The organism is Kribbella sp. NPDC055110, from assembly GCF_053607525.1.
This window is the reverse complement of sequence record NZ_JBSGTS010000004.1, coordinates 249,022-270,907: the sequence shown is the minus strand read 5'-3', so window position 1 is coordinate 270,907 and position 21,886 is coordinate 249,022. Positions and strand designations below refer to the sequence as shown.

Sequence of the window (21,886 nt, the reverse complement as noted above, 5' to 3'; positions counted from 1 at the left end):
TGCGCGCATGCATAACCCCAGGAAACACGGGCGCACCCCGGCCGTGACCGGGGTTATGCATGCGTAGCCGTCCGCCCTAGTCGGCGATCCGGACCGGGCGCTCCGGTGGAATGAGCGGGTCGGTGAGTAGGCGGGCGTGGCGTTCCACGTCGTAGCGGGTGCCGTCGTAGGTGAGGCGTTGGCGTTCGACGCCTTCGGAGAGGAAGCCGGCGCCTGCCGCGACCGCGCATGAGGCCGCGTTGTTGAGGCGGTGGCCGAGCTCGAGACGGTATAGGCCGGCGTCGTGGTGGGCCCAGTCCGCGAGCGCGCGCAGCGAGTCCCGCGCGACCCCGTGACCGCGGACGTCGGCGAGCGTCCAGTACCAGGTCCAGCCGACCCGGTGCCGGTCGATGTTCGTCACCCCCACGCATCCGATCGGATGATCGTCCGCGTCCGCCACGGCGTACACGTGCCCGTTGTCCAGGTCCGCGACCCGCCCGATCCAGTCGACCGCGGACGCCCGGTCCACGATCCCGCCCTGGTTCACCATCTCCGGATCGTCATGAGCCGTCACCAGCCGCAGCGCATCACCAGTCCGCCACCGCCGGAGCCCCAGCTCCCCGAGCGCGTATCCCATCCCTCGAAAATACCCCCGCCCCGCCGCGCGCAAGCCGCCGTACGGCGCGTTCAGTCCAACGGCAACGCCCCGACCCCGAGGACCGCGACCAGATAGCCGAGCCCGGTGCCGATCAGGCATCGCGCGCGGGCGCGTGCCACCAGGCGGAGCAGCACCGCGCCGGCGGGCCAGGCGACATACGCGGCGAGCAGAACGGAACGCGGCACTAGGAGAGGATATGCGTATGGCATATCTGGATTTCAGGGATCAGGTCGTGGTGGTTACCGGGGCCAGTAGTGGGATCGGGGCAGCGGCGGCGGTCGGGTTCGCGGAGACCGGGGCGACTCTCGCGCTGCATTACCACCGCAACGAGGAGGGCGCGAAGCACACCGTGGGTGCGGTGCAGACGGCCGGCGGTACGGCGTCTGTGCATCAGGCGGATCTTGCCGACCCGAAGTCGGCGGACGCGTTCGTCGACGAGGTGCTCGCGCAACACGGGCGGATCGACGTACTCGTGAACAACGCCGGCGACCTGGTCAACCGGTCCGCGATCGCCGACGTACCGGACGAGGAGTTCCACCGGATCCTGGACGTCAACCTGACCTCGGTGTTCGCGCTCTCCCGACGGATCGTGCCGGTGTTCCGGGCGCAGGGCGGCGGCTCGATCGTCAACGTCACGTCGATCGCCGGGCGGACCGGCGGGGCCGGCGGGTCGGTGGTCTACGCGACGTCGAAGGGCGCGGTCAGCACGTTCACCCGCGGTCTCGCCAAGGAACTCGCACCGGAAGGCATCCGGGTGAACGCGATCGCCCCGGGCGTGATCAAGACTCCGTTCCACGACCGCCATACCGGCGACGCCCAGATGCAGGCCATGCTCACCACGATCCCGATGGGCCGCACCGGCACCCCGCACGAGTGCGTAGGAACCGTCCTGTTTCTCGCCTCCGAACGGATGGCGTCGTACGTCACCGGCCAGATCATCGAGATCAACGGCGGCCAATTGATGCCGTAGGCAACATCCAGTGGTTCGGAGGTTGTTGCCAGCAAGGACAGACGGTTTCGCCAGGCTCGCCTCGACCCCACATCAGCTCACCAAATCATCACTCCCCTCCAATCCCTGACCCACGACCGCACCACGAACCTCATCGCCCACGACCCAACTCTCACCACCTACGCCAACTAAGTCGTGACCCTCGGCAGCCGCACGACGGTTGCTGCGAGAGAGCTTTGAGCAGGCATACTCGGAAGGTGGACGAGGTCGACATCGAGATACGCCGCTCCGGGTTCACGGAATGGGCGTACGACTACGTGTTCGACCACCTGATCACGTGGCCTCTCGCGGTCGTCGCCTTCGTCGGCAACCTGCTGACGCACTTGCTGGTCTTCCGGGGCGGGTGGACGCTGCACGTCTCGGCGAACGGGACGTACCGGAAGGTCCGCTACCCATCGAAGGCAGCCGCTCTGGCGGATCTGGACCGGCAGCGGGCTCTGGCGGCTGCGATTCCACCACCAGAGCCCGTCGAGCCGACCCGGCTGCCTACCCGAGGCGGCAGCCTTCGTCGGCCCTGGTGACGACTAGCGCGACAGCGTCCGGAAGCGGTGGGCCGATAGGGGTAGGAAGATTGCTGTCAGCAGCGCGGGAGCTATGAGTGCGGCGAGGCCTGCGTGGGTGCCGATCCAGGTGGCGGTGGCGGACGGATCGGGGTTGCCGAACAGTGCGCGGGATGCCGTGGCGGTGGCGGACAGCGGGTTCCACTGGGAGATCGTGCCCAGCCAGTCCGGCATCGTCGACGTCGCGACGAACGCGCTGGAGAGGAACCCGACCGGCCACACCAACACCTGCACCATCGTCACGCTCTGCGCATTCTTCACCGTCAGGCCGATGAAGATCCCGACCCACAGCAACGCGAACCGCAGCAGCAAAAGCAGCCCGAACGCGGCCAGCGCCGACGGTAACCCCTCGTGCCAGCGCCAGCCGAGCGCCAGGCCGGTCGCGGCCAGTACGGCGAGTGTCACCACCGAGTCGAGCATGTCCGCGATACACCGCCCGAGCACCACCGCCGCCGAGCTCATCGGCAGCGACCGGAACCGATCCGTCACCCCTTTCGAGACATCGGTCGTGACCGCGGTCATCGTGCCCTCCAGCCCGAAGAGCATCGACAGCGCGAAGATCCCGGGCACGAGCAGTTCGTAGTACGACGAACCGTCCGGGAACTCCATCGCGCCACCAAGCAGTCCGCCGAACATCAGCAGCATCAGCACCGGGAAGAACCATTGGAAGATCACCAGTCCCGGCTGCATCCGCCAGTGCATCAGCGTCCGCCGCGCGATCGTCCAGCTGTCCGCGAGCGCCCATCCGAGGCCCGTCATGCCACGGCTCCCGTCAGGTGCAGGAACACTTCATCCAGCGTCGGCCGCCGCAAGGTCAGGTCCTCGGGTTCGATCCTTGCCTCGTGCAACGAGTTCGCCATCGCCACCAGCGCCTTCGTACGATCCTTCACCGGCACACTCACCCGTACGTCGTGCACCCGGATCTCCCCGTCCGCGTACGGCGCGGCCAGCTCCACGACCCGCGGCACGTCGGCCGGATCCGCGAGGACCAGATCCAGCCAGTCCGACCCCAGCTGCGTCTTCAACTCGTCCGGTGTCCCTTCCGCGACGACCTTTCCGTCCTTGAGCATCGAGATCCGGTTCGCCAGCTGATCCGCCTCCTCCAGGTACTGCGTCGTCAGCAACACCGTCGTACCGCCGTCGACCAGCTGCCGTACGGCGGACCACACCTCGAGCCGCCCGGCCGGGTCGAGCCCCGTCGTCGGCTCGTCCACGAACAGCACCCGCGGCGCCACGATCAGACTCGCGGCCAGGTCGAGCCGCCGCCGCATCCCGCCGGAGTACTTGCTCACCGCCTGCCCCGCCCCGGTCAGGCTGAATCGCTCCAGCAACTCGTCCGCCCTGCTCTTGGCATTCTTCAGATGATTCAGTCGCCCGAACATCAGCAGGTTCTGCCGCCCGGTGAGTACCTCGTCCACCGCGGCGTACTGCCCGACCAGGCCGATCCGCCGCCGCACCTCCGCGCCTTGCCGTCGTACGTCGAACCCCGCGATCGTCGCCGTACCGGAATCCATCTCGAGCAGCGTGGACAGGATCCGCACCGCTGTCGTCTTACCGGCGCCGTTCGGGCCGAGCAGGCCCGTCACCGTGCCGGCCGTGACCTCCAGGTCGAAGCCGTTCAGCCCCGCACCCTCCGTACCGCCCTGGTAGTTCTTCCGTACGCCGGCGGCCTCGATCACTCGCTCCGTCGTCACTTCCCACCTCTCGCGCCGTTGAGCCGTAGAGTGTACCGTACATTGTACGGCTCAGGTACGATGCTACCAACGACGAGCGGTGGAAGAAGGTTCCGGGTGGCGGGAAGGAAGGCGGCTGCGCCCGATCCGGCGCGCAGTCTGGCGCTGCTCTGGGGGAGTCACACCAAGCCCGGCCGCTCCGGCCTCACGGTGCGCGCGATCGTCGACGCGGCGATCGCGCTCGCGGACTCCTCCGGGCTCGAGGCGCTCTCGATGCGGACCGTCGCCGAGCGGCTGAAGGTCGGCACGATGTCGCTCTACACGCACGTCCCTGGGAAGGGCGAGCTCACCGACCTGATGTTCGACCAGGTGTACGGCGACCTGTACGCGGACCCGGACGAGCCGCTGAATCAGCCCGGCGGCTGGCGCGGCGCCCTCGAGTTCATCGCCCTCCGCAACTGGGAGGTGCTGACCGCGCACCCGTGGATCCACGAGGTTCCGACGATGCGTACGGCGCTCGGCCCGAACATCACGCGCAAGTACGAGACCGAGCTACGTCCCCTGGACGGCCTGGGTCTCACCGACGTCGAGATGGACTCGGCCCTGACCCTCGTCCTCACCCACGTCCAGGGCACCGCCCGCGCCGGCGCCGAACAACTCCGCACCCAACGCGACTCCGGCCTCTCGGACGAGGAATGGTGGCGTCAAATCTCCCCAACCCTCACCACCGTCATGTCCGGCACCCACTTCCCCACCGCCGGCCGCGTAGGCACCGCAGTAGGCGAACACTTCCAGTCCGCCCTAAACCCAGCCCACGCCCTAACCTTCGGCCTAACCACCATCCTCGACGGCCTCACCCCGCTGATCGAGTCCCGCTCGCAGCGGTAGCTGCCAGCGCGACGACCGTCCAGGGAATCTGGTACGGCGCATCCCAGGCCGGCCGCGTCCGCAAGTACTCGAGCACCTGCCGGCCGTCCTCCGGGCTGCCGAGGAGCCCGCTCTCGTCGATCCCGATCCCGAGCTCGTGGTGGACCTGCCCGGCGAATCCGTGGCAGTGCCAGGAGTGGAAGGTGAGGCTCCGCTCCAGCCCGACCACCTCGTAGCCGAGAACCGGCACGTCCAACGGCCGGCCCTCGTCGAGCAACGAGAAGAAGTCGTCTGTCTCCTCAAACTCCGAGCGGAAACCTGCGGCCAGTTCGTCGTCGAAGGCGACCGTGATGACCTCGGTCGAGCCACTCACAGCGCGCTCCGCCTCGGTGCGTTCGACGTACCAGTCGCCTTCGATCGGCCGGGAGAAGGTCTCCAGGAGGCAAGTGCTGATCGTCCGGAGCGGCCGCGGGAGCTCGGGTGGGCCGATCGTGGTCGGTGCGGCCACGACGTACCCGCCGACGATCAACATGCCTCCAGTATCCGGCGGCGGCCGCGCCGGATCCACGGAGTTAGCCGTTCAGCAGGTCCTCGAATGGGGTGGGGTTCTCGAACGGGTCGGTCGCTGTGGGCGTCTCGTGGTGGAGGGCGGCGACCAGTTCGCCTGCTGCCTGACTGATCCGGGGCCGCAGGTTCGCGGCGTTCGGGCCCCAGTCGGTGGAGGCTGCGTAGACACCCGTGGGGACGGGGAGGGCCTTGAGGTACGCGAAGAGCGGGCGGAGGGCGAACTCCAGGACCAGCGAGTGGCGCTCGGTGCCGCCGGTGGCGGCGAGGAGGACTGGTTTGCCGGCTAGCGCCTTGTCGTCGAGTACGTCGAAGAACATCTTGAACAGGCCGGAGTACGACGCGCTGAACGTCGGGCTGACCACGATCAGGGCGTCGGCGTCGGCGACTGTTTCCAGGACCTCGCGCAGCGACGCCGACGGGAAACCGGTGAGCAGGTTGTTGGTGAGGTCGTGCGCGTGATCGCGGACCTCGATCACCTCGATCCGGGTGCCGATGCCGCGGCCGGACAGGTCGTCGCGGACCGCTTCGGCCAACTGGTCGGCGAGCAGCCGGGACGACGAGGGTGTCGTCAACCCGGCCGTCACCACGGCAATCACTTTGTCCTTCATCGGGCCGACTCCTCCGTTGTCGCGACCGCCGACGGCTCTTGGATCGTCTCCAGGTCGTGCGCCCGCTCGGCCGCAGCCTTCAGGGATGCGTGGGTCGGCGCGTCCGGAACATGGGCCGGCTTCAAAGAAGCGAACTCCTTCCGCAGTACCGGAACGACCTCTTCGCCGAGGATGTCCAGCTGCTCCAGCACGGTCTTCAGCGGCAACCCGGCGTGGTCCATCAGGAACAACTGCCGCTGGTAGTCACCGAAGTGCTCCCGGAACGACAGCGTCCGCTCGATCACTTCCTGCGGGCTCCCGACTGTCAGCGGCGTCTCCCGGCTGAAGTCCTCGAGCGACGGACCGTGCCCGTACACCGGCGCGTTGTCGAAGTACGGCCGGAACTCGCGCACCGCGTCCTGCGAGTTCTTCCGCATGAAGATCTGCCCGCCGAGTCCGACGATCGCCTGGTCGGCGGCGCCGTGTCCGTAGTGCTCGAAGCGCCGGCGATACAGGTCGATCATCTGCTTGGTGTGCGAGATCGGCCAGAAGATGTTGTTGTGGAAGAACCCGTCGCCGTAGTACGCCGCCTGCTCGGCGATCTCGGGCGACCGGATCGAGCCGTGCCACACGAACGGCGGTACGTCGTCGAGCGGCCGGGGCGTCGACGTGAAGCCCTGCAACGGCGTACGGAACTTGCCTTCCCAGTCGACGACGTCCTCGCGCCAGAGCCGGCGGAGCAGGGCGTAGTTCTCGACGGCGAGCTGGATGCCGTTGCGGATGTCCTGCCCGAACCACGGGTACACCGGGCCGGTGTTGCCGCGACCCATCATCAGGTCCACCCGGCCGTCGGCCAGGTGCTGCAGCATCGCGTAGTCCTCGGCGATCTTCACCGGGTCGTTGGTCGTGATCAGGGTCGTCGAGGTGGACAGGATGATCTTCGACGTCTGCGCCGCGATGAACCCGAGCTGGGTCGTCGGCGACGACGGCACGAACGGCGGGTTGTGGTGCTCGCCCTGCGCGAACACGTCCAGCCCGACCTCTTCGGCCTTCAGCGCGATCCGGACCATCGCCTTGATCCGCTCACCCTCGCTGACCGTGGTTCCCGTCGTCGGGTCGGTAGTCACGTCCCCGACGCTGAACACCCCGAACTGCATCCGTCCTCCTTCAGGCCCGAGCCGCCGGTCCACCGGCGAGCTGGTAGTTAACTATTAAACTACTGATGTCGAGCAGAACGCCAATCCTCGGCGAGTCATTCCCCGGACCTGCAGCACTCACCAACCAGCAACGCCGACCCGGCGCCACGCTCAGGCGTGGCCGGATCGGCGCTGCTTGTGGAGGTTGGTGAGTGGCGGCGGTCCGCCGTCAAACGGTATGTGGCTTGAGCAGTTCGTCGTCACCGGTCAGGGCGGCGGCGATCCGGCGGTGCTTGCCGGCTTCGTCGCGGCGGGACAGCCGTTCGAGGGTGCGGGCCAGCATCAGGTGGGCGTAATACTCAGTCGGCTCGCGTTCGATCACCTCGAGGAGATGCTCCTCGGCGGGCTTCAGCAAGGCCGCGTGGTAGTACGCCCGCGCCAGCAGCAGCCGCGTCCCGACATCGTCGGGAGTCTCGTCGACCACCGGCTTGAGCGCCCGGATCGCACCTCGATAATCCCGCCCCTCGAAGTACTGCTGCGCCAGTCCGTAACTCAGTGCTCGCATGTCTTCCACGGCCCGCCCAACGCCGTAGGCCGGAACCGTATTCCTGACGGATCAGGCGGCGTCGAGGGTCGCGACCTGGTCTGCTGTCAGCTGCAGGTCTACCGCGGCGTACGAGTCGCGGATGGTTTCCGGGCGGCTGGAGCCGGGGATCGGGATCACGTACGGCGACTTCGCGAGCATCCACGCCAGCGTCAGGCGCTGCGGCGAGACGCCGAGCTCCGCTGCCAGCTTGTGAAAGGCAGGGTGCTGAGAGCCGAGGTCGCCGGCTCGCGAGATCCCGCCGAGTGGGGACCACGGCAGGAAGGCGATGCCGCGCTCGTCGCACACGTCGAGCTCGACCTCGCTGGAACGGAAGGCCGGCGAGAACTGGTTCTGCACCGAGACGAGCCGGTCGCCGAGGATCTCGTTGGCCTGCTCGATCTGGGTGACGTTCGCGTTCGAGATGCCGGCCATCCGGATCTTGCCGGCGTCGAGCAGGTCGCGGATGGCGCCGATCGAGTCCTCGTACGGCGTCTTCGGGTCGGGCCGGTGGAACTGGTACAGCCCGATCGCCTCGACCCCGAGCCGCTTCAGCGAAGCCTCGGCCGCCGCGGCGAGGTACTTCGGGGATCCGTCCTGCGTCCAGCTCCCGTCGCCGGGCCGCAGGTGGCCGCCCTTCGTCGCCACCAGGACGTTCGAGGTGTCGCCGCCGTACGACGCCAGCGCCTTGGCGATCAGGCTCTCGTTGTGACCGTCGTCCGTCGCGGTCAGGTGGTACGCGTCGGCGGTGTCGATCAGCGTGATCCCGGCGTCCAGCGCGGCGTGGATGGTCGCGATCGAGCGGTCCTCGTCGGGCCGCCCCTCGATCGACATCGGCATCGCGCCGAGCCCGATCGCGGAGACCTCGACATCACCGATCCGGCGGGTCTTGTTCGTGTCAGTTGCCATACATCCAACGTCCCGCGCGCATAGCGACAATTCCAACAGGAATATCCGCACACAGTGAGTACTCCGACTGCTTAATCACTAGGCCCATCGCTGACCTAGGACCGTGACACCCGGCACCCGCGGGTGCGAAGTCCGCCCAGGAGCGCGGTTCGGGGACCTGACCACCCTGGGCGGTTCGCTAGGCTGGCCGGAATTGCCGACTACACGGGGAGCTGACTCATGCCGTACGAACCGTGCCGCTATGCGCGCCGGTGGCCGGACCTGTTCGACCAACTCGACGACGAGCAGAAGCAGCGGGTCAGTGACGCGCTGGCCAACAACCGCCTGGAGGGCTGGGAGCCCGGCCGGGACGACGTCGCCGATCTGATCGACCGCGAACTGGGCCGGATCGACACCGCGGAGTACATCCGCCGAACGCTGTCGAAGGTGACCGGCGGCGGACCCGCGTGACCCCGGAGGTCTCGCCGGACGAGGCCGCCGAGGACGCCGCGCGCAAGCAGCGCTGGGACGCCTACTTCTGGGAACCCGGCAGCTGCCTGAAGAACAAGCTCGACATCAAGAACCCGTTCGACCTGCCCTTCGCCGAGTACAAGCTGCGGGCCGTCCGGCAGGGCGAGATCGACCGCGGCGAGGTCGACATCCCGCGCACGTACGACAAGGCGCACCTGCAGGCGATCCACAAACACATGTTCCAGGACGTGTACGACTGGGCCGGGCAGTTCCGGAACGTCGACATCTCCAAGCAGGGCAACCCGTTCGTGCCGGCCGAGCTCCTGGACAAGTGGACCGACAAGGTCAGCGCCAAGGTCAAGGACAAGGACTGGTCGACGATGCCGCGCGAGGAGTTCGTGCAGAGCATCGCCGAGGTGTACAGCTACCAGAACCTCACGCACCCGTTCCGCGAAGGCAACGGCGCGACCGCCAAGCAGTTCATCAGCCACGTGTCCGAGATGTCGCCGTACCGCCTCGACTTCGACCGGGTCGAGCGCGACGAGTGGAACGCCGCCTCGAGTGCGGCGTACCCGGCGGACCTGGAGAAGAGCACGGACCCGGACCCACGCAAGATGTACGCCGTCTTCGACAAACTGACCGTCGAACGCGGCTCCGTCCTCCGCGCCGACCCGGAACTGGCAGCCGCTCTCCAACTGCAGAACGAGACGTACGCCGGAGTCGACGAGTCCGAGCAGATCGACATCGACGACAAACGCCCAGGCACCCATGCCGTCGAGCTGGAAGCCGAGGCGGAGACCGAGCACCAGACCTGACCGGTGCAGGATAGGCCGCATGCAGACCGACGAACGGATTCGCCGTGCCCGGCCGGAGGACATCCCGGCGCTCGTGGAACTGGTGTACGCGCTCGCGGAGTACGAACGTGCTCCCGAGGAATGCCACCTGACCGCCGACCAGCTGCACACCGCCCTGTTCGGAGACACCCCCGCCGTCTTCTGCCACGTCGCCGAACACGAGGGCCAGGTCGTCGGCTGCGCGATCTGGTTCCTGAGCTTCTCCACCTGGCGCGGCGTCCACGGCATCTACCTGGAAGACCTCTTCGTCCGCCCTGAAACCCGCGGCACCGGCCTCGGCAAAGCCCTCCTCACCGCCTTGGCCCAGGAATGCGTCCGCAACAACTACGAACGCCTCGAATGGTCCGTCCTCAACTGGAACACCCCCGCCATCGACTTCTACACATCCCTAGGCGCCAAACCCCAAGACGAATGGACCGTGTACCGCCTAACCGACAAAGCCCTCACAACCCCGGGCTCATGACCTGAGGAAACTCCCGCGCCCCCCATCCAGCCCGTCGGTAGGTCACCACTAGCGGGTTATGTCACCGCTGGCCCCAAACTTCCCGCCATCGCACACATAACCCGCTGTCCGGCACCACAACACCCACCCATCCGGCAGAAGACCGGATATCCCCTGGTGTTGTGGGTTCTCCCCTCTAGTACCAACGGAGAAGCCACAACACCGACGGATATCCCCTGGTGTGCAAGGCTCGCGTCGCGCTCGGTCGGCGCCGGCCGGCCGGCCGGACTGGGCGATGCCTGCGGTGGTGCGGTGGTGCGGTGGGGCGTGCGAGCGAGCGGTGGCGCGGTGTGGTGGGGGCGGGAGACAGGAGCTGGTGGGCCGAGACGGCGAATGTCGGGTTGCAGGCCTCCACGGCCTGTCTCAGGTCCCCGGATGCCGCCGCCAACACCCGCACATCGGACCGGAGAGCCGAAAATCAGGTCCTAGCCCACCAGAACCTGTCTTACGGGCTCCTACGAGCGCTGGTTCTTGGCGGTGTACATCGCCTGGTCGGCTTCGTGGAGGAGGGTGTCCAGGTCGGTGGTGGTGGGGGTTATGGGGACTGTGCCGACGCTGGTGGTTACTTGGACGGCGATGTTGGGGAGGGGGCGGCTGACGGCGGTTTCGAGGCGGGTGATGAGGGTGGTGAGGTCGTCGCCGGTGATGTCTCCGGCCAGTACGGCGAACTCGTCGCCGCCCAGGCGCGCGACGGTGTCGCCGTGGCGGACCGCCGTACTGAGGCGGGTTGCGATCTCGCGGAGTGCGCGGTCGCCGGCCTCGTGGCCGTAGCCGTCGTTGACGAGTTTGAAGTGGTTGAGGTCGCAGAACAGCAGGGCTCCGGGGCGGCCGGTGGTGCGCGTCTGTTCGAGGACCTTCGTGAAGCGGTGCTGCAGGAGCCGGCGGTTCGCCAGGCCGGTGAGGGGGTCGTGGGCGGCGTGGTGGCGGAGTTCGCGCTCGGCGTCCTTGCGGGCGGTCACGTCGTCGATCTGGACGAGCAGGACCCGTGGCAGCCCGGCGCCTTGGGTGACGATCGCCGCCGTACCGGCGAGCCAGATCGCGTTCCCGCTCGGCTGCGTGAACACCCGCTCGAAGCGATACGTACCGTTGCTGGCGGCAGCGTCTTCCAGATCGACCCGGGTCTGGTCCGGCTCCTCGTCCCGCAGGAAGCTCACCAGCCGCGTCCCGAGCAACTGGTCCGGCGTGTAGCCGGTGATCCGGCAGAACGCGTCATTCACCCGCAGGATCCGGCCGAGCTCGGGCCCGTCGAAGGCGACCGTAGCCATCCCGTTCCCGGCGCCCTCGAAGACCAGCCGGAACGTCGCCTCGCTCGCCTCCAGCCGGGTCTTCTCGGCCAGCAGCCGATCGGTCAGCCGCGCCTTGTCGATCGCCAGCCCGGCCTGGGTGGCGAAGATCTCCAGCAGCTCCCGATGGATCGGACCGGGCCGGCGCTGGTCCTCGGGCAGGTCGACCGACAGCATCCCGACCAGCTCGCCCTCGGACGAGTACAGCGGCGCGAACAGCGCGTCCAGCGGATGCCAGGCGTCCGGTGCGTCGGACACCGGTACGTCGGGCACCCAGCCGGTCACCTCGCCCTCCGGGAGCCGCTCGTGCGGCACGAACCGGAGCTTGCCCCACGCGTCCGCGATCGCGAACTCGGCGTCGAACAGGTCCGCCGCGCTCACCTTTCCGAGGAGCGCCGCCCGGGCCTCCGGCGACCCGGCGACGGCGATCACCTCGAACTTGCCGTCCGGGTGCCGCAGATTCAGTACGGCGATGCCGAACCCGAGCCCGTTGACGACACCGTCGACCACCGCCTGCAGCGTCTCGGCAAGGCTGCGCCCGGCGCCCATCCGCGCACTCACCTCGTACAGGCGACGGACGGCAGACAGCCGGACCATTGGCTCGTTCTGCACCCGTTGAGGATAGGCCGATTTCACCAGGTGTGAGCAGGCGTATCCACAGCTGACCCGGTTAAGCGTTTGTTGTCACCGGATTCAGTACCGCAGTTCGGTCAGTCCGCGGTAGCTGCGCTCGGCCGACTGCCAGGCGTCCGTGGGCTTGTCGTGCTCGACCAGGTACTGCTCCACGCCACCTGATTCCGCGTGCGTGAACATCGCGCCGAAGTCGAGTTTTCCGGCCCCGACGTCCTCCCAGGACCCGTCCTCGGCCATGTCCTTGACGTGCAGCGCAGGGAACCGGCCGGGGTGCTCCTGGAACAGCTTCGCCGGGTCGTGCCCGCCGTCGACCGCCCAGTACAGGTCCAGCTCGAACCCGAGCAGCTCCGGGTCGACGTCCAGCAGGATGTCGTACAGCACCTGCCCGTCGACCTCGTCGAAGTCCCGCCCGTGATTGTGGAACAGCAGCTTCAGCCCGGCGTCCCGCGCCGCCTTCCCGGCCTCGGTGAAGGCGGCCGCGGCGGTCTTGAAGCCCTCGACCGAGTGCAGCTCGGAAGGAATCGACGGTACGACGGCCCACTGCGCCCCGAGCGTCTGTACGCCGGCCAGCGCGCCGGCCCAGTCGTCGCTCATCCGCGCGTACCCGACATGCTCCAGCACGATCGACAGCCCGGAATCGTCCGCGAATCCGCGGATTTCCGCAGCGCTGTGGTCGAACCGCCCGCTCACGCCCACCGTGCGGTACCCGATCCCGGCGAGCCGCTTCAGCGTCCCCGGGTAGTCCTCGGCCAGCACGTCCCGCATCGTGTAGAGGTGCATTCCGATTCCGTCGGCAGGAATGGTCCGGTCAGTCATACAGGCTCCTTGTCAGAAAACGTGTTCCTGGTACCTCGCCAGCGCCAGGTCGAAGACCTCCTGTCCCGGCGCGTCCCACAGTTGCTGGTTGAAGATCTCGACCTCGATCGGTCCGTCGTACCCGGCCGCGTCGCAGGCCTCGCGCAGCCGGCGCAGCTCGATCGAACCGTCGCCCATCATGCCGCGCCCGAGCAGCGTGTCCTCGGGCAGCGGCACCACCCAGTCGCTGACCTGGTACGACACGATCCGCTCACCGGCCCGCTCGATCTGCCGGTACACGTCCGCGTCCCACCACAGGTGGTACGCGTCCACCACTACCCCGACCTGCGTCGGAGAAAACTGCTCGGCCAGGTCGAGCGCGCCGCCGAGTGACGACACCACACACCGGTCCGAGCAGAACATCGGGTGCAGGGCTTCGACCGCCAGCGTGACACCGCGTTCTTCGGCGTACGGCGCCAGCTCCGCGAGCCCGTCCCGCACCATGCCGCGGGCACCGTCGAGGTCACGTGATCCGGCCGGGAGCCCGCCGCTGACCAGCACGAGGACCGACGTACCGACCGTCGCGGCCTCGTCGATCGCGCGCCGGTTGTCCTCGATCTTCGCCTTCCGCTCGACCGGATCGGTCGCGGTGAAGAAGCCGCTGCGGCACAACGAGGAGACCTTCAGACCTGCATCCGCGACCAGACGAGCCGCGTTCTCCACGCCGTACTCCTGGATCGGCTCGCGCCACAGCCCGATCCACTCGAGCCCCGCCTTCGAGCTCGCTCCGACGACGTCCTCGAGCGGCCAGTACTTCGTGGTCGCCTGGTTGAGGCTGTACCTGTTCACGCGTCGATCCCGCTCACGCGCAACAACTGCCGGAACCGGTCGACGGCCAGCTCGGGATTCGTCAGTACACCGGCCTGGTCCGCGAGCCGGAACGTGTCCGCGAGATGCGGCAGCGATCGTCCGGTCTGCAGGCCACCGACCATCGTGAACCCTGGCTGGAACCCGTTCAGCCAGGCCAGGAACGCGATGCCGGTCTTGTAGTAGTACGTCGGCGCGGAGAAGATCTGCCGGGCCAACGGAACCGTCGGCGCGAACACGTTTTCGTAGGTCTCCAGGTCACCGTCGTCCAGTGCCTTGAGCGCGGCTGCTGCCGCCGGGGCGATCGCGGCGAAGATCCCGAGCAGTGCGTCGCTGTGCCGTTCGCCGTCGCCGCGGATCAGTTCGGGGTAGTTGAAGTCGTCTCCAGTGTAGAGCCGGACGCCCTCGGGGAGGCGGTTGCGCAGGGCAACTTCCTTCGAGGCGTCGAGGAGCGAGATCTTGATACCGTCGATCTTCGACGCGTTGTCGGTGATGAGTTCGACGACGGTGTCCGTGGCCGCGTCCACCGACGTACTGCCCCAATAGCCTTCGAGCGCAGGGTCGAACATCGAGCCCAGCCAGTGCAGGATGACCGGGCGGGACGACTGCGTGATGAGGCGGTCGTAGACCTTGCGGTAGTCGTCAGGCGAGCTCGCCGCGGCGCACAGGGCCCGGCTCGCCATCATGATCGGCTGGGCGCCGACCTCTTCGGCGACAGCCAGCTGCTCCTCGTAGGCCGCGATGACCTCGTCGAGGGGACCGGCGCTGCCGGACGCGAGTTGGTCGGTGCCGACGCCGACGGCGATCTGGCCGTCGGGGGCTTCTGCTGCTGAGCGGCGGATCAGTTCCTGCGTGGCGGGCCAGTCGAGGCCCATCCCGCGCTGCGCGGTGTCCATCGCCTCCGCGACCGACAGCCCGAGCGACCACAGGTGCCGCCGGAACTCGAGCGTGTGCTCCCAGTCGATCACCGCGGGCGCCCCCGGCGAGTTGTCGCCCAAGGGGTCGGCGACAACATGCGCGGCCGCGAACGCCAACCGCGAGCTCGCCGGAGAGTAGGTGCCTTGAGCAACCGGTTGACCGGCGAGCTGATAAGTCTCCAGCACGCCACCCGCACCGGCGTCCGCCGCGCCGCCCGAGGCGGCGAGGCTCGCCGGTAGGCGTAGTTCCAGCGTCACCGGTTGGCTCCGAGATCGAGCGCCGGGACCTCGAGTTTGCGGCCCTCGTGCCAGGACTTCAGGCCGAGCTCGGCCAGTTGAACACCCTTGGCGGCCTCGACGAAGTCCCAGGTGAACGGGGCGTCGTCGACCACGTGCCGCAGGAACATCTCCCACTGGACCTTGAACCCGTTGTCCATCGGCTCGTTGTCCGGGACAGTCGCCCACTGGTCGCGGAACTTCTCGGTGACCGGGAGGTCCGGGTTCCAGACCGGCTTCGGCGTCGCGGACCGGTGCTGGGCGCGGCAGTTCCGCAGGCCGGCGACCGCCGACCCCTCGGTCCCGTCGACGTGGAACTCGACCAGTTCGTCGCGGAACACCCGCGTGGCCCAGGACGAGTTCAGCTGCGCGATGATCCCGCCCTCGAGCTCGAACACGCCGTACGCCGCATCGTCCGCGGTCGCCGTGTACGACTCGCCGTTCTCGTCGACCCTGGTCGGGATATGCGTCGCGCCCTGGCAGTACACGGACTTCACGGAGCCGAACGTCTGGTCGAGCACGTACCGCCAGTGGCAGAACATGTCCAGGATGATGCCGCCGCCCTCTTCGGACTTGTAGTTCCAGGACGGCCGCTGCGCCTCCTGCCAGTCGCCCTCGAAGACCCAGTACCCGAACTCGCCGCGGACCGAGAGGATCCGGCCGAAGAACCCGCCGTCGACCAGCCGCTTCAGCTTCCGCAGGCCGGGCAGGGACAGCTTGTCCATCACCACACCGTTCTTCAGGCCGGAGTCGAGGACCAGCTTGGCCAGGTCGACGGCCGCGTCCAGGCTCTCGGCGATCGGCTTCTCGCAGTAGATCGCCTTGCCGGCCTCGACCGCGGCCCGGACGCCCTTCTCGCGCAGCTGGGTGAGCTGGGAGTCGAAGTAGATCTCCACGTCCGGCGCGGCCAGCGCCTCGGCCAGGTCGGTGGTGTACCGCTCCAGGCCGTACTGCTCGGCGATCCGGCGCAGCTTCAGCTCGTTGCGGCCGACCAGGATCGGTTCGGGGATGATCATCGTGCCGTCGGCAGCGGGGATTCCGCCCTGCTCCCGGATCGCCACGATCGAACGCTCGAGGTGCTGGCGCAGGCCCATCCGGCCGGTGACGCCGTTCATCACGATGCCGATGCGTCGCTCGTTCACAGTCTTACCTCTCGCGCTCCAGGCTTGGAAAGGGCTTTCCGCAGCTTGTGAGCGTAACCATAGGTGTGCGAAAACCTCCCGTCAACCTGTAACGGAAAGCGATGTCCCACACCGAGACGGCAGGTGGATCAGGCCGGCGTGACGCGCACCGACGCGACCGCCTGGGCCCATTCGGCTCGACGCCGCCCACGTTCGCCGGCGTCAAGTCCGGGCTCGAACGTCCGGTAGGACCGCTTGCCGGCCCACCCGGTCGTCTCACCGAGCGTGGTCCAGGCCAGCTCGGCCGCCCCGAGGGCGGAGATCTCCGGTACGTCGGCAGCCTCGACCGGATGACCGAGCAGATCCGCCTGCGTCTGCATGAGCAGGTCGGACACCGTCGCGCCGCCGTCCGCGCGGAGGCTACTGAGCGTGCCCGGGATGGTGTCCGTGATGTCGCAGATCTGATGAGCGACCGCGTCGACGGCCGCCCGCGCGATGTGGGCCCGCGTGGTCGAGCTGCTCATCCCGGTCAGCGCTGCCCGCGCCTCGCGGTCCCAGTGCGGTGCCCCGAGTCCCGCGAAGGCCGGCACCAGTACGACGCCCTCGGCCGACGGGACCGTCGCCGCGAGCGCGGTCAGCGCGCCGACATCTGCCAGGCCGAGGAGCTCGGCCGTCCAGGCGAGCGCGGCCCCCGACGACACGATGTTGCCTTCCAGTGCGTACATCGGCCGCTCGGTCAGCCACGCGAGCGTGCATCCACTCGGCACGAAACCTGCGACCGGCGTCATCACCGACGTACCGGTCCCGTACGTCGCCTTCGCCATCCCCGCCTGCGTGCAGCCCTGCCCGTACATCGCCGCATGTGAGTCCGCCAGCACGGCCACGATCGGGATCCCGTCGGCCAGCCCGGGTACGCCTTTCGTGGTTCCGAATCCGGCGTTCGACGGCCGTACGTCGGGGAGCGCTGCCCGCGGGATGTTGAACGCTTCTATGAGCTCCGCGGACCAGTCGAGCTCGATCGTGTCGTAGAGCAAGGTGCGGGACGCGTTCCCGGCCTCGGTCAGGTGCTCCTGGCAACCAGTCAGCCGATGGATCAACCAGGCGTCGACGGTGCCGACGTACGCGTCGGATCGATCGAGGAGCCAGCGCATCTTGGGTGCGGAGAACATCGCGTCCACGCGCAGTCCGGTTCGTCGGCGGACCAGATCGTCAACGGCCGAAGGGAGTTGGGCGCACCATTCGGCGGTCCGCGCGTCCTGCCAGCCGAGGACAGGTCCGACCGGCTCACTCGAACGATTCCAGCCGACGACGGACTCTCGTTGGGTGGACAGCGCAACGGCGACAACCTCGACCGGCGTCGCGGAGGTCAGGCAGGTGGTGATTGCGGTGAGAACGCTCTGCCACAGGGCGGTCGCGTCCTGTTCGACCCAGCCTGGGCGTGGTGTGGAGAGGCCGACCGGGGCGGAGGCGGTTGCGAGGACGTGGCCGTCCGCGGTGACCAGCGCGGCTTTGGAGTTCGTCGTGCCCTGGTCGATCGCGAGTACCGCCTGGACCATCGCCCCTCCAAGTTTCAACTGAGCTCTTGACGTGACTCTAGCCGCGTGGAGACACTCATGGCGACAGGCTATGCAGTAGTGAATATCTAGTCACTGATCAAGCTGGAGGCGAGAGCGCGTGAGGTCGAGTAGACGCCGGGTGATCATCAATACCGATGCCAAGAACGAGGCGGACGACCAGTTCGCGATCGTGCACGGGCTGTTGTCGCCGACCTTCGACGTCCGTGGCCTGATCCCCGCGCACTTCGGCACCCGCCGGTCGGACCGCAGCATGGAGGAATCCCGCGAGGAGATCGATCTGCTGCTGGACCTGATGGACCTGACCGGGCAGGTCACCGTTGCGAACGGCGCCGCCACCGGTATCCCGGACGAGCAGACCCCGCTCGACTCGCCCGGCGCGCGGCTGATCATCGAGGAGTCCAAGCCGGCTTCCGAGGGCGACCCGCTGTTCGTGTCGTTCCTCGGCCCGCTGACCGACATGGCGTCGGCGATCCTGCTCGACCCGGAGCTCGTGCACCGGGACGTGATCGTGGTCTGGATCGGCGGTCGTGGCTACAACGGCTACGCGGCCGACCACCGGATCGAGTTCAACCTGTCCAACGACATCCACGCCGCCAACGTGGTCTTCGGCTCCGGGATCACGGTCTGGCAGGTCCCGAGCGACGTGTACACGAAGGTCTCGGTCAGTTACGCGGAGCTCGAAGAGAAGATCGGTGACGCGGGCCCGCTCGGGAAGTACCTGATCGAGCAGCTGATCGAGTGGAACGCGACGTACCACGGCGAGCCGATCGAGTCCCGCTCCCTCGGCGACTCGCCTGCGATCTCCCTGATGCTCTACCCGCACAGCGGCAACTTCCGGACCCGTCCGGCGCCGCGCTTCGGTGTCGACGGCTGGTATCTGCCCGGCACCGACAACCCCATCCAGGTCTGCGAGCAGGTCGACGTGCGCTTCCTGCTGGAGGACATGTTCGCCAAGATCCGCCGCTTTGCCCGCCAAAGGAGCAACTCATGAACACGTTCAGCCGCCGTGGTTTCCTCGGTCTCACGTCCGCCGCCGCACTCGGCGCCGGTCTGTCCGCCTGCACCGGCGGCGGTACGTCGACCGGCGCGGGAGCCACCCAGGCGGCGTCGAACAACCTCCGCCTGTTCACGTACGAGGACGACTCGACGATCGGCCTGCTGAAGGCACAGGTGAAGAAGTTCGACGAGCAGAACGGTACGACGACCACCGTCGACAGCCTGCCCGGGTCGGGCGCCGCCGTGTACCCGGACAAGCTGCGCACCGAGCTGCTCGGCGGCAAGGGCCCGGACGTTTGGCGCATCTGGGGCGGTCAGATCGGAGCGCCGTTCGCGAAGGCGAAGCAGTCGCTCGACCTGTCGCCGTACTACTCGAAGTACGGCTGGGACTCGAAGATCAACACCACGGCGATCGGCGGGATGACCTTCGACGGCGTGAAGTCCGGCGTACCTTTCATCTCGCTCGGGATCGGTGCCTGGTACAACAAGTCGCTGTTCGCGAAGGCGGGTGTCAGCGCGCCGCCCACGACGTACGCCGAGCTCGAGGCTGTGAACGACAAACTGGTGGCTGTCGGTGTCACGCCGTGCGGGCTCGGCGGCAAGTACGGCTGGGACATCATGCGGCTGTTCGAGTACCTGCTCGAGCACACGGCCGGCCCGGAGCTGCACGACAAGTTGCTGACCGGCGCCGAGAGCTGGGACCGGCCTGAGGTGGTCGAGGCGTTCACGTTGTTCAAGAAGTGGCAGGACAAGAAGTGGCTGCCGCAGGGCGCTCTCGCTCTCGACCCGTCCGACGTCGAGCCGTGGTACGTCCAGGGCAAGACGGCGTACACGATCACCGGGCCGTGGACCGAGGCGGCGGCGATCCTGTCGGCCAAGAAGAGCTCGTCGGCGTTCGGCAACTTCGAACTGCCCACCGACAAGACCCCGGCGCGGCACTCGGGCTTCGTCGAGGGCTACATGATCAACGCCCGGACCGGCAACGCCGACAAGGCCGCCGCGCTGATCGACTTCATCGTCCAGCCCGCGACGCAGAAGGCGATGAACATCACCGCCTCGACGGTCAAGGGCGCCGAGCCCGACCCGAAGACGTTGCCGCTGGCCTCGGAATGGGCGCAGAAGTACGGGTCCAACCCGTTCTACACGATTCAGGACCAGGCGTTCCCGAAGAAGCAGGCCGACCAGTACTTCAGCGTGCAGAGCGATCTGCTGCAGGGCTCGGTCAAGCCGGACGCGGCGGCGAAGAAGATGCAGGAGATCGTCTCCGCCTGGGCGAAGAGCTGAGCATGGCAACGACAGTCGTGCTCTCCAAGCCCCAACGCGGCGGCCGCTGGTCCCCGTGGTTGTTCGCCCTGCCCGCGCTCATCGTGTACGTCGGGTTCCTGGTGTACCCGGCGGTGTCGTCACTGTGGTTCAGCCTGACCAACTGGGACGGCCTGAGCGCGACGTACAAGTTCGTTGGCCTGGACAACTACCTCAAGCTGCCCAGTGACCCGGTCGTGGTGACCGCGGTGAAGAACAACCTGATCTGGACCGTGGTCACGATCGCCGTACCGACCGTCATCGGTCTGCTGCTGGCGATCGCGCTGAACGGGAAGGTGCACGGCAAACCGATCCTCCGGCTGATCTTCTACACGCCCGCCGTCCTGCCGCTGGTTTCGATCGCGAGCATTTGGGGCTGGCTCTACAACCCGCAGTACGGCGCGATCAACTCGTTCCTGCGGCTGATCGGGCTGGACGGACTGGCGCAACCGTGGCTCGGGCAGGACTCGACGGCGTTGTGGGCCGTGATGATCCCGGCGATCTGGTTGCGGACCGGTTTCCCGATGCTGCTGTATCTGGCCGCGCTGCAGGGCATCCCGAACGAGCTCTACGAGGCCGCGACCGTCGACGGTGCGACGAAGTGGCAGCAGTTCTGGCACGTGACGATGCCGAGTCTGCGGCCGGCGCACTACATCGTGCTGGCGCTGTCCTTGATCGACTCGTTCAAGGTCTTCGACATGATCTACGCGATGACGTACGGCGGCCCGGGTACGTCGACGCAGGTGATGGGGACGTGGATGTACTTCAACGTCTTCCAGTACTACCAGGCCGGTTACGGCACCGCGATCGCCGTCGTGATCACGCTCGTCGCCATCGCCGTAGGCATCCCCTACGTCCGCTCCCAAACCAGGGAGGCCTCATGACCGCCATAGCCCCAGCCCAGGTGACCGCTCCCGCTTCGGCCACCACCACTGAACCCATCAGTCCTGGGCCCAAGGGGCGTCGCGGCCTGGTGATGACGCTCGTCCTAGCGGTGATCGCACTCTTCTGGATCTCGCCGCTAGCACTGCTAGTTGTGACCGCCGTCCGCCCGCTGGCCGACTTCATCGGGAACGGGCCGTTGTCGTGGCCCGATCAGCTGACCTGGGAGAACTTCAAGGACGCGTGGGGGATCGGCAACTTCGCCACGACGTACAAGAACAGCGCGATCCTGGCCCTGATCAAGGTGCCGCTCGGTGTGCTGGTGTCGGCGATGCTGGGGTTCGCGCTGGCCAAGCTGCGGATGAAGTTCCGCCGGACGGTGATGTTCACGGTGTTCCTCGGGCTGACCATCCCGATCTACATCACGATCGTGCCGGTCTTCATCATGATGCGCTCGGCCGGTGCGACCGACAGCATCTTCGGGCTGATCGGGCCGTACCTGGCGTTCGGCATCCCGTTCGAGGTGCTGGTGCTGCAGTCGTTCTTCCGGCAGCTCCCGGACGAGATCATCGAGGCCGCCCGGGTGGACGGCGCGGGCGACTGGCGGGTGTTCTTCACGATGATCCTGCCGCTGTCGGTCCCGGCTCTGGTGACCGTGGCGATCCTGGACGCGGTCGCGACCTGGAACGAGTTCCTGTTCGCGCTCATCCTGCTGAACTCGGACGCGCACAAGACGATCCCGGTCGGGCTGCTGAACTTCCAGGGCCAGTTCGCCAACAACAACACCGGTCTCGCGGCGGGCATCCTGATCGCCGTGGTGCCGATCCTCATCGCCTACACGCTGCTGCAGCGCTGGATCGTCGGCGGTCTGACCGCCGGCTCTCTCAAAGGTTAGGAACGCAT

At 67.6% G+C, this 21,886-nt stretch carries 25 protein-coding genes; 10 read left to right on the top strand and 15 right to left on the bottom strand.

The features are described 5' to 3' along the window. Nucleotides 1-76: 76 nt before the first annotated feature. Nucleotides 77-616, bottom strand: coding sequence for a GNAT family N-acetyltransferase (locus tag ACWF0M_RS09130; RefSeq protein ID WP_452235082.1), 540 nt, complete (start codon nt 614-616; stop codon nt 77-79). 50 nt (nt 617-666) lie between these two features. Beyond that, nucleotides 667-822, bottom strand: coding sequence for a hypothetical protein (locus ACWF0M_RS09125; protein WP_452235081.1), 156 nt, complete (start codon nt 820-822; stop codon nt 667-669). Nucleotides 823-839: 17 nt separating this feature from the next. Between ACWF0M_RS09125 and ACWF0M_RS09120 the strand changes: the two genes are divergently transcribed. Then, nucleotides 840-1,607: an SDR family NAD(P)-dependent oxidoreductase gene (locus ACWF0M_RS09120; RefSeq protein WP_452235080.1), complete on the top strand. Its 768-nt coding sequence runs from the start codon at nt 840-842 to the stop codon at nt 1,605-1,607. A gap of 236 nt (nt 1,608-1,843) precedes the next feature. Further along, nucleotides 1,844-2,167, top strand: a complete 324-nt coding sequence (locus tag ACWF0M_RS09115) for a hypothetical protein (protein WP_452235079.1) — start codon at nt 1,844-1,846, stop codon at nt 2,165-2,167. Between the two features lie 3 nt (nt 2,168-2,170). On the opposite strand, the gene ACWF0M_RS09110 is transcribed toward ACWF0M_RS09115, so the two are convergent. Beyond that, nucleotides 2,171-2,965 (bottom strand): ABC transporter permease, encoded by a 795-nt coding sequence (locus ACWF0M_RS09110; RefSeq protein ID WP_452235078.1) that lies wholly within the window; start codon nt 2,963-2,965, stop codon nt 2,171-2,173. Next, nucleotides 2,962-3,900 carry an ATP-binding cassette domain-containing protein gene (locus ACWF0M_RS09105; protein WP_452235077.1) on the bottom strand — a complete coding sequence of 313 codons (939 nt, stop codon included), beginning with the start codon at nt 3,898-3,900 and terminating at the stop codon, nt 2,962-2,964. Before ACWF0M_RS09105 ends, ACWF0M_RS09110 begins: the two co-directional genes overlap by 4 nt. 96 nt (nt 3,901-3,996) lie before the next feature. Here ACWF0M_RS09105 and ACWF0M_RS09100 point away from each other — a divergent pair, with 96 nt between their 5' ends. After that, nucleotides 3,997-4,767, top strand: coding sequence for a TetR/AcrR family transcriptional regulator (locus ACWF0M_RS09100; RefSeq protein ID WP_452235076.1), 771 nt, complete (start codon nt 3,997-3,999; stop codon nt 4,765-4,767). Here ACWF0M_RS09100 and ACWF0M_RS09095 read toward each other — a convergent pair. From ACWF0M_RS09095 to ACWF0M_RS09075, 5 genes are all read right to left on the bottom strand, one after another. After that, nucleotides 4,733-5,278 carry a hypothetical protein gene (locus tag ACWF0M_RS09095; protein WP_452235075.1) on the bottom strand — a complete coding sequence of 182 codons (546 nt, stop codon included), beginning with the start codon at nt 5,276-5,278 and terminating at the stop codon, nt 4,733-4,735. The two genes, ACWF0M_RS09100 and ACWF0M_RS09095, sit on opposite strands and share 35 nt — an antisense overlap. A 40-nt stretch (nt 5,279-5,318) precedes the next feature. Further along, nucleotides 5,319-5,921: an FMN reductase gene (locus ACWF0M_RS09090; RefSeq protein ID WP_452235074.1), complete on the bottom strand. Its 603-nt coding sequence runs from the start codon at nt 5,919-5,921 to the stop codon at nt 5,319-5,321. Continuing rightward, the gene (locus ACWF0M_RS09085) at nt 5,918-7,057 is read right to left on the bottom strand and encodes an LLM class flavin-dependent oxidoreductase (RefSeq protein WP_452235073.1); all 1,140 of its coding nucleotides are present in this window, start codon (nt 7,055-7,057) and stop codon (nt 5,918-5,920) included. The genes ACWF0M_RS09090 and ACWF0M_RS09085 overlap by 4 nt, the downstream gene beginning before the upstream one ends. Nucleotides 7,058-7,265: 208 nt before the next feature. Then, nucleotides 7,266-7,601: a tetratricopeptide repeat protein gene (locus ACWF0M_RS09080; RefSeq protein ID WP_452235072.1), complete on the bottom strand. Its 336-nt coding sequence runs from the start codon at nt 7,599-7,601 to the stop codon at nt 7,266-7,268. Between the two features lie 51 nt (nt 7,602-7,652). Further along, a complete protein-coding gene (locus ACWF0M_RS09075; protein ID WP_452235071.1) occupies nt 7,653-8,528 on the bottom strand; it encodes an aldo/keto reductase in 876 nt (291 codons plus the stop codon). Between the two features lie 219 nt (nt 8,529-8,747). On the opposite strand from ACWF0M_RS09075, the gene ACWF0M_RS09070 reads away from it, so the two are divergent. The 3 genes from ACWF0M_RS09070 to ACWF0M_RS09060 are packed head-to-tail and all read left to right on the top strand — an operon-like array spanning nt 8,748 to nt 10,295. Continuing rightward, complete coding sequence (locus ACWF0M_RS09070) at nt 8,748-8,978, top strand: antitoxin VbhA family protein (protein ID WP_131295164.1); 231 nt, start codon at nt 8,748-8,750, stop codon at nt 8,976-8,978. Continuing rightward, entirely contained in the window at nt 8,975-9,793 is an 819-nt protein-coding gene (locus ACWF0M_RS09065; protein WP_452235070.1) for a Fic/DOC family protein, read from the top strand. The genes ACWF0M_RS09070 and ACWF0M_RS09065 overlap by 4 nt, the downstream gene beginning before the upstream one ends. Nucleotides 9,794-9,812: 19 nt before the next feature. Next, nucleotides 9,813-10,295 (top strand): N-acetyltransferase family protein, encoded by a 483-nt coding sequence (locus ACWF0M_RS09060; protein ID WP_452235069.1) that lies wholly within the window; start codon nt 9,813-9,815, stop codon nt 10,293-10,295. A gap of 494 nt (nt 10,296-10,789) precedes the next feature. On the opposite strand, the gene ACWF0M_RS09055 is transcribed toward ACWF0M_RS09060, so the two are convergent. From ACWF0M_RS09055 to ACWF0M_RS09030, 6 genes are all read right to left on the bottom strand, one after another. Further along, nucleotides 10,790-12,229 carry a diguanylate cyclase domain-containing protein gene (locus tag ACWF0M_RS09055; RefSeq protein ID WP_452235068.1) on the bottom strand — a complete coding sequence of 480 codons (1,440 nt, stop codon included), beginning with the start codon at nt 12,227-12,229 and terminating at the stop codon, nt 10,790-10,792. A gap of 81 nt (nt 12,230-12,310) precedes the next feature. Continuing rightward, entirely contained in the window at nt 12,311-13,066 is a 756-nt protein-coding gene (locus ACWF0M_RS09050) for a sugar phosphate isomerase/epimerase family protein (protein ID WP_452235067.1), read from the bottom strand. A 12-nt stretch (nt 13,067-13,078) separates the two neighbouring features. Next, complete coding sequence (locus tag ACWF0M_RS09045) at nt 13,079-13,894, bottom strand: sugar phosphate isomerase/epimerase family protein (RefSeq protein ID WP_452235066.1); 816 nt, start codon at nt 13,892-13,894, stop codon at nt 13,079-13,081. Next, a complete protein-coding gene (locus ACWF0M_RS09040; RefSeq protein ID WP_452235065.1) occupies nt 13,891-15,087 on the bottom strand; it encodes a dihydrodipicolinate synthase family protein in 1,197 nt (398 codons plus the stop codon). The genes ACWF0M_RS09045 and ACWF0M_RS09040 overlap by 4 nt, the downstream gene beginning before the upstream one ends. Then, entirely contained in the window at nt 15,084-16,247 is a 1,164-nt protein-coding gene (locus ACWF0M_RS09035) for a Gfo/Idh/MocA family protein (protein WP_452235064.1), read from the bottom strand. Before ACWF0M_RS09035 ends, ACWF0M_RS09040 begins: the two co-directional genes overlap by 4 nt. Nucleotides 16,248-16,375: 128 nt before the next feature. After that, nucleotides 16,376-17,782 (bottom strand): FGGY family carbohydrate kinase, encoded by a 1,407-nt coding sequence (locus ACWF0M_RS09030; protein ID WP_452235063.1) that lies wholly within the window; start codon nt 17,780-17,782, stop codon nt 16,376-16,378. Between the two features lie 118 nt (nt 17,783-17,900). On the opposite strand from ACWF0M_RS09030, the gene ACWF0M_RS09025 reads away from it, so the two are divergent. From ACWF0M_RS09025 to ACWF0M_RS09010, 4 genes are read left to right on the top strand one after another with little or no spacing between them, the layout of a single operon-like run. Then, nucleotides 17,901-18,794 (top strand): nucleoside hydrolase, encoded by an 894-nt coding sequence (locus ACWF0M_RS09025; RefSeq protein ID WP_452235062.1) that lies wholly within the window; start codon nt 17,901-17,903, stop codon nt 18,792-18,794. Then, a complete protein-coding gene (locus tag ACWF0M_RS09020) occupies nt 18,791-20,083 on the top strand; it encodes an ABC transporter substrate-binding protein (RefSeq protein WP_452235061.1) in 1,293 nt (430 codons plus the stop codon). The genes ACWF0M_RS09025 and ACWF0M_RS09020 overlap by 4 nt, the downstream gene beginning before the upstream one ends. Nucleotides 20,084-20,085: 2 nt before the next feature. Continuing rightward, complete coding sequence (locus ACWF0M_RS09015; RefSeq protein WP_452235060.1) at nt 20,086-20,985, top strand: carbohydrate ABC transporter permease; 900 nt, start codon at nt 20,086-20,088, stop codon at nt 20,983-20,985. Continuing rightward, nucleotides 20,982-21,878, top strand: a complete 897-nt coding sequence (locus tag ACWF0M_RS09010; RefSeq protein ID WP_452235059.1) for a carbohydrate ABC transporter permease — start codon at nt 20,982-20,984, stop codon at nt 21,876-21,878. Before ACWF0M_RS09015 ends, ACWF0M_RS09010 begins: the two co-directional genes overlap by 4 nt. Nucleotides 21,879-21,886 lie beyond the last annotated feature (8 nt).

Coding starts and splice junctions, on each gene's coding strand:
- ACWF0M_RS09130 (WP_452235082.1), bottom strand. CDS start 616: ATGGGATACGCGCTCGGGGAGCTGGGGCTCCGGCGGTGGCGGACTGGT.
- ACWF0M_RS09120 (WP_452235080.1), top strand. CDS start 840: ATGGCATATCTGGATTTCAGGGATCAGGTCGTGGTGGTTACCGGGGCC.
- ACWF0M_RS09110 (WP_452235078.1), bottom strand. CDS start 2,965: ATGACGGGCCTCGGATGGGCGCTCGCGGACAGCTGGACGATCGCGCGG.
- ACWF0M_RS09095 (WP_452235075.1), bottom strand. CDS start 5,278: ATGTTGATCGTCGGCGGGTACGTCGTGGCCGCACCGACCACGATCGGC.
- ACWF0M_RS09090 (WP_452235074.1), bottom strand. CDS start 5,921: ATGAAGGACAAAGTGATTGCCGTGGTGACGGCCGGGTTGACGACACCC.
- ACWF0M_RS09085 (WP_452235073.1), bottom strand. CDS start 7,057: ATGCAGTTCGGGGTGTTCAGCGTCGGGGACGTGACTACCGACCCGACG.
- ACWF0M_RS09080 (WP_452235072.1), bottom strand. CDS start 7,601: ATGCGAGCACTGAGTTACGGACTGGCGCAGCAGTACTTCGAGGGGCGG.
- ACWF0M_RS09075 (WP_452235071.1), bottom strand. CDS start 8,528: ATGGCAACTGACACGAACAAGACCCGCCGGATCGGTGATGTCGAGGTC.
- ACWF0M_RS09070 (WP_131295164.1), top strand. CDS start 8,748: ATGCCGTACGAACCGTGCCGCTATGCGCGCCGGTGGCCGGACCTGTTC.
- ACWF0M_RS09060 (WP_452235069.1), top strand. CDS start 9,813: ATGCAGACCGACGAACGGATTCGCCGTGCCCGGCCGGAGGACATCCCG.
- ACWF0M_RS09050 (WP_452235067.1), bottom strand. CDS start 13,066: ATGACTGACCGGACCATTCCTGCCGACGGAATCGGAATGCACCTCTAC.
- ACWF0M_RS09030 (WP_452235063.1), bottom strand. CDS start 17,782: ATGGTCCAGGCGGTACTCGCGATCGACCAGGGCACGACGAACTCCAAA.
- ACWF0M_RS09020 (WP_452235061.1), top strand. CDS start 18,791: ATGAACACGTTCAGCCGCCGTGGTTTCCTCGGTCTCACGTCCGCCGCC.
- ACWF0M_RS09015 (WP_452235060.1), top strand. CDS start 20,086: ATGGCAACGACAGTCGTGCTCTCCAAGCCCCAACGCGGCGGCCGCTGG.
- ACWF0M_RS09010 (WP_452235059.1), top strand. CDS start 20,982: ATGACCGCCATAGCCCCAGCCCAGGTGACCGCTCCCGCTTCGGCCACC.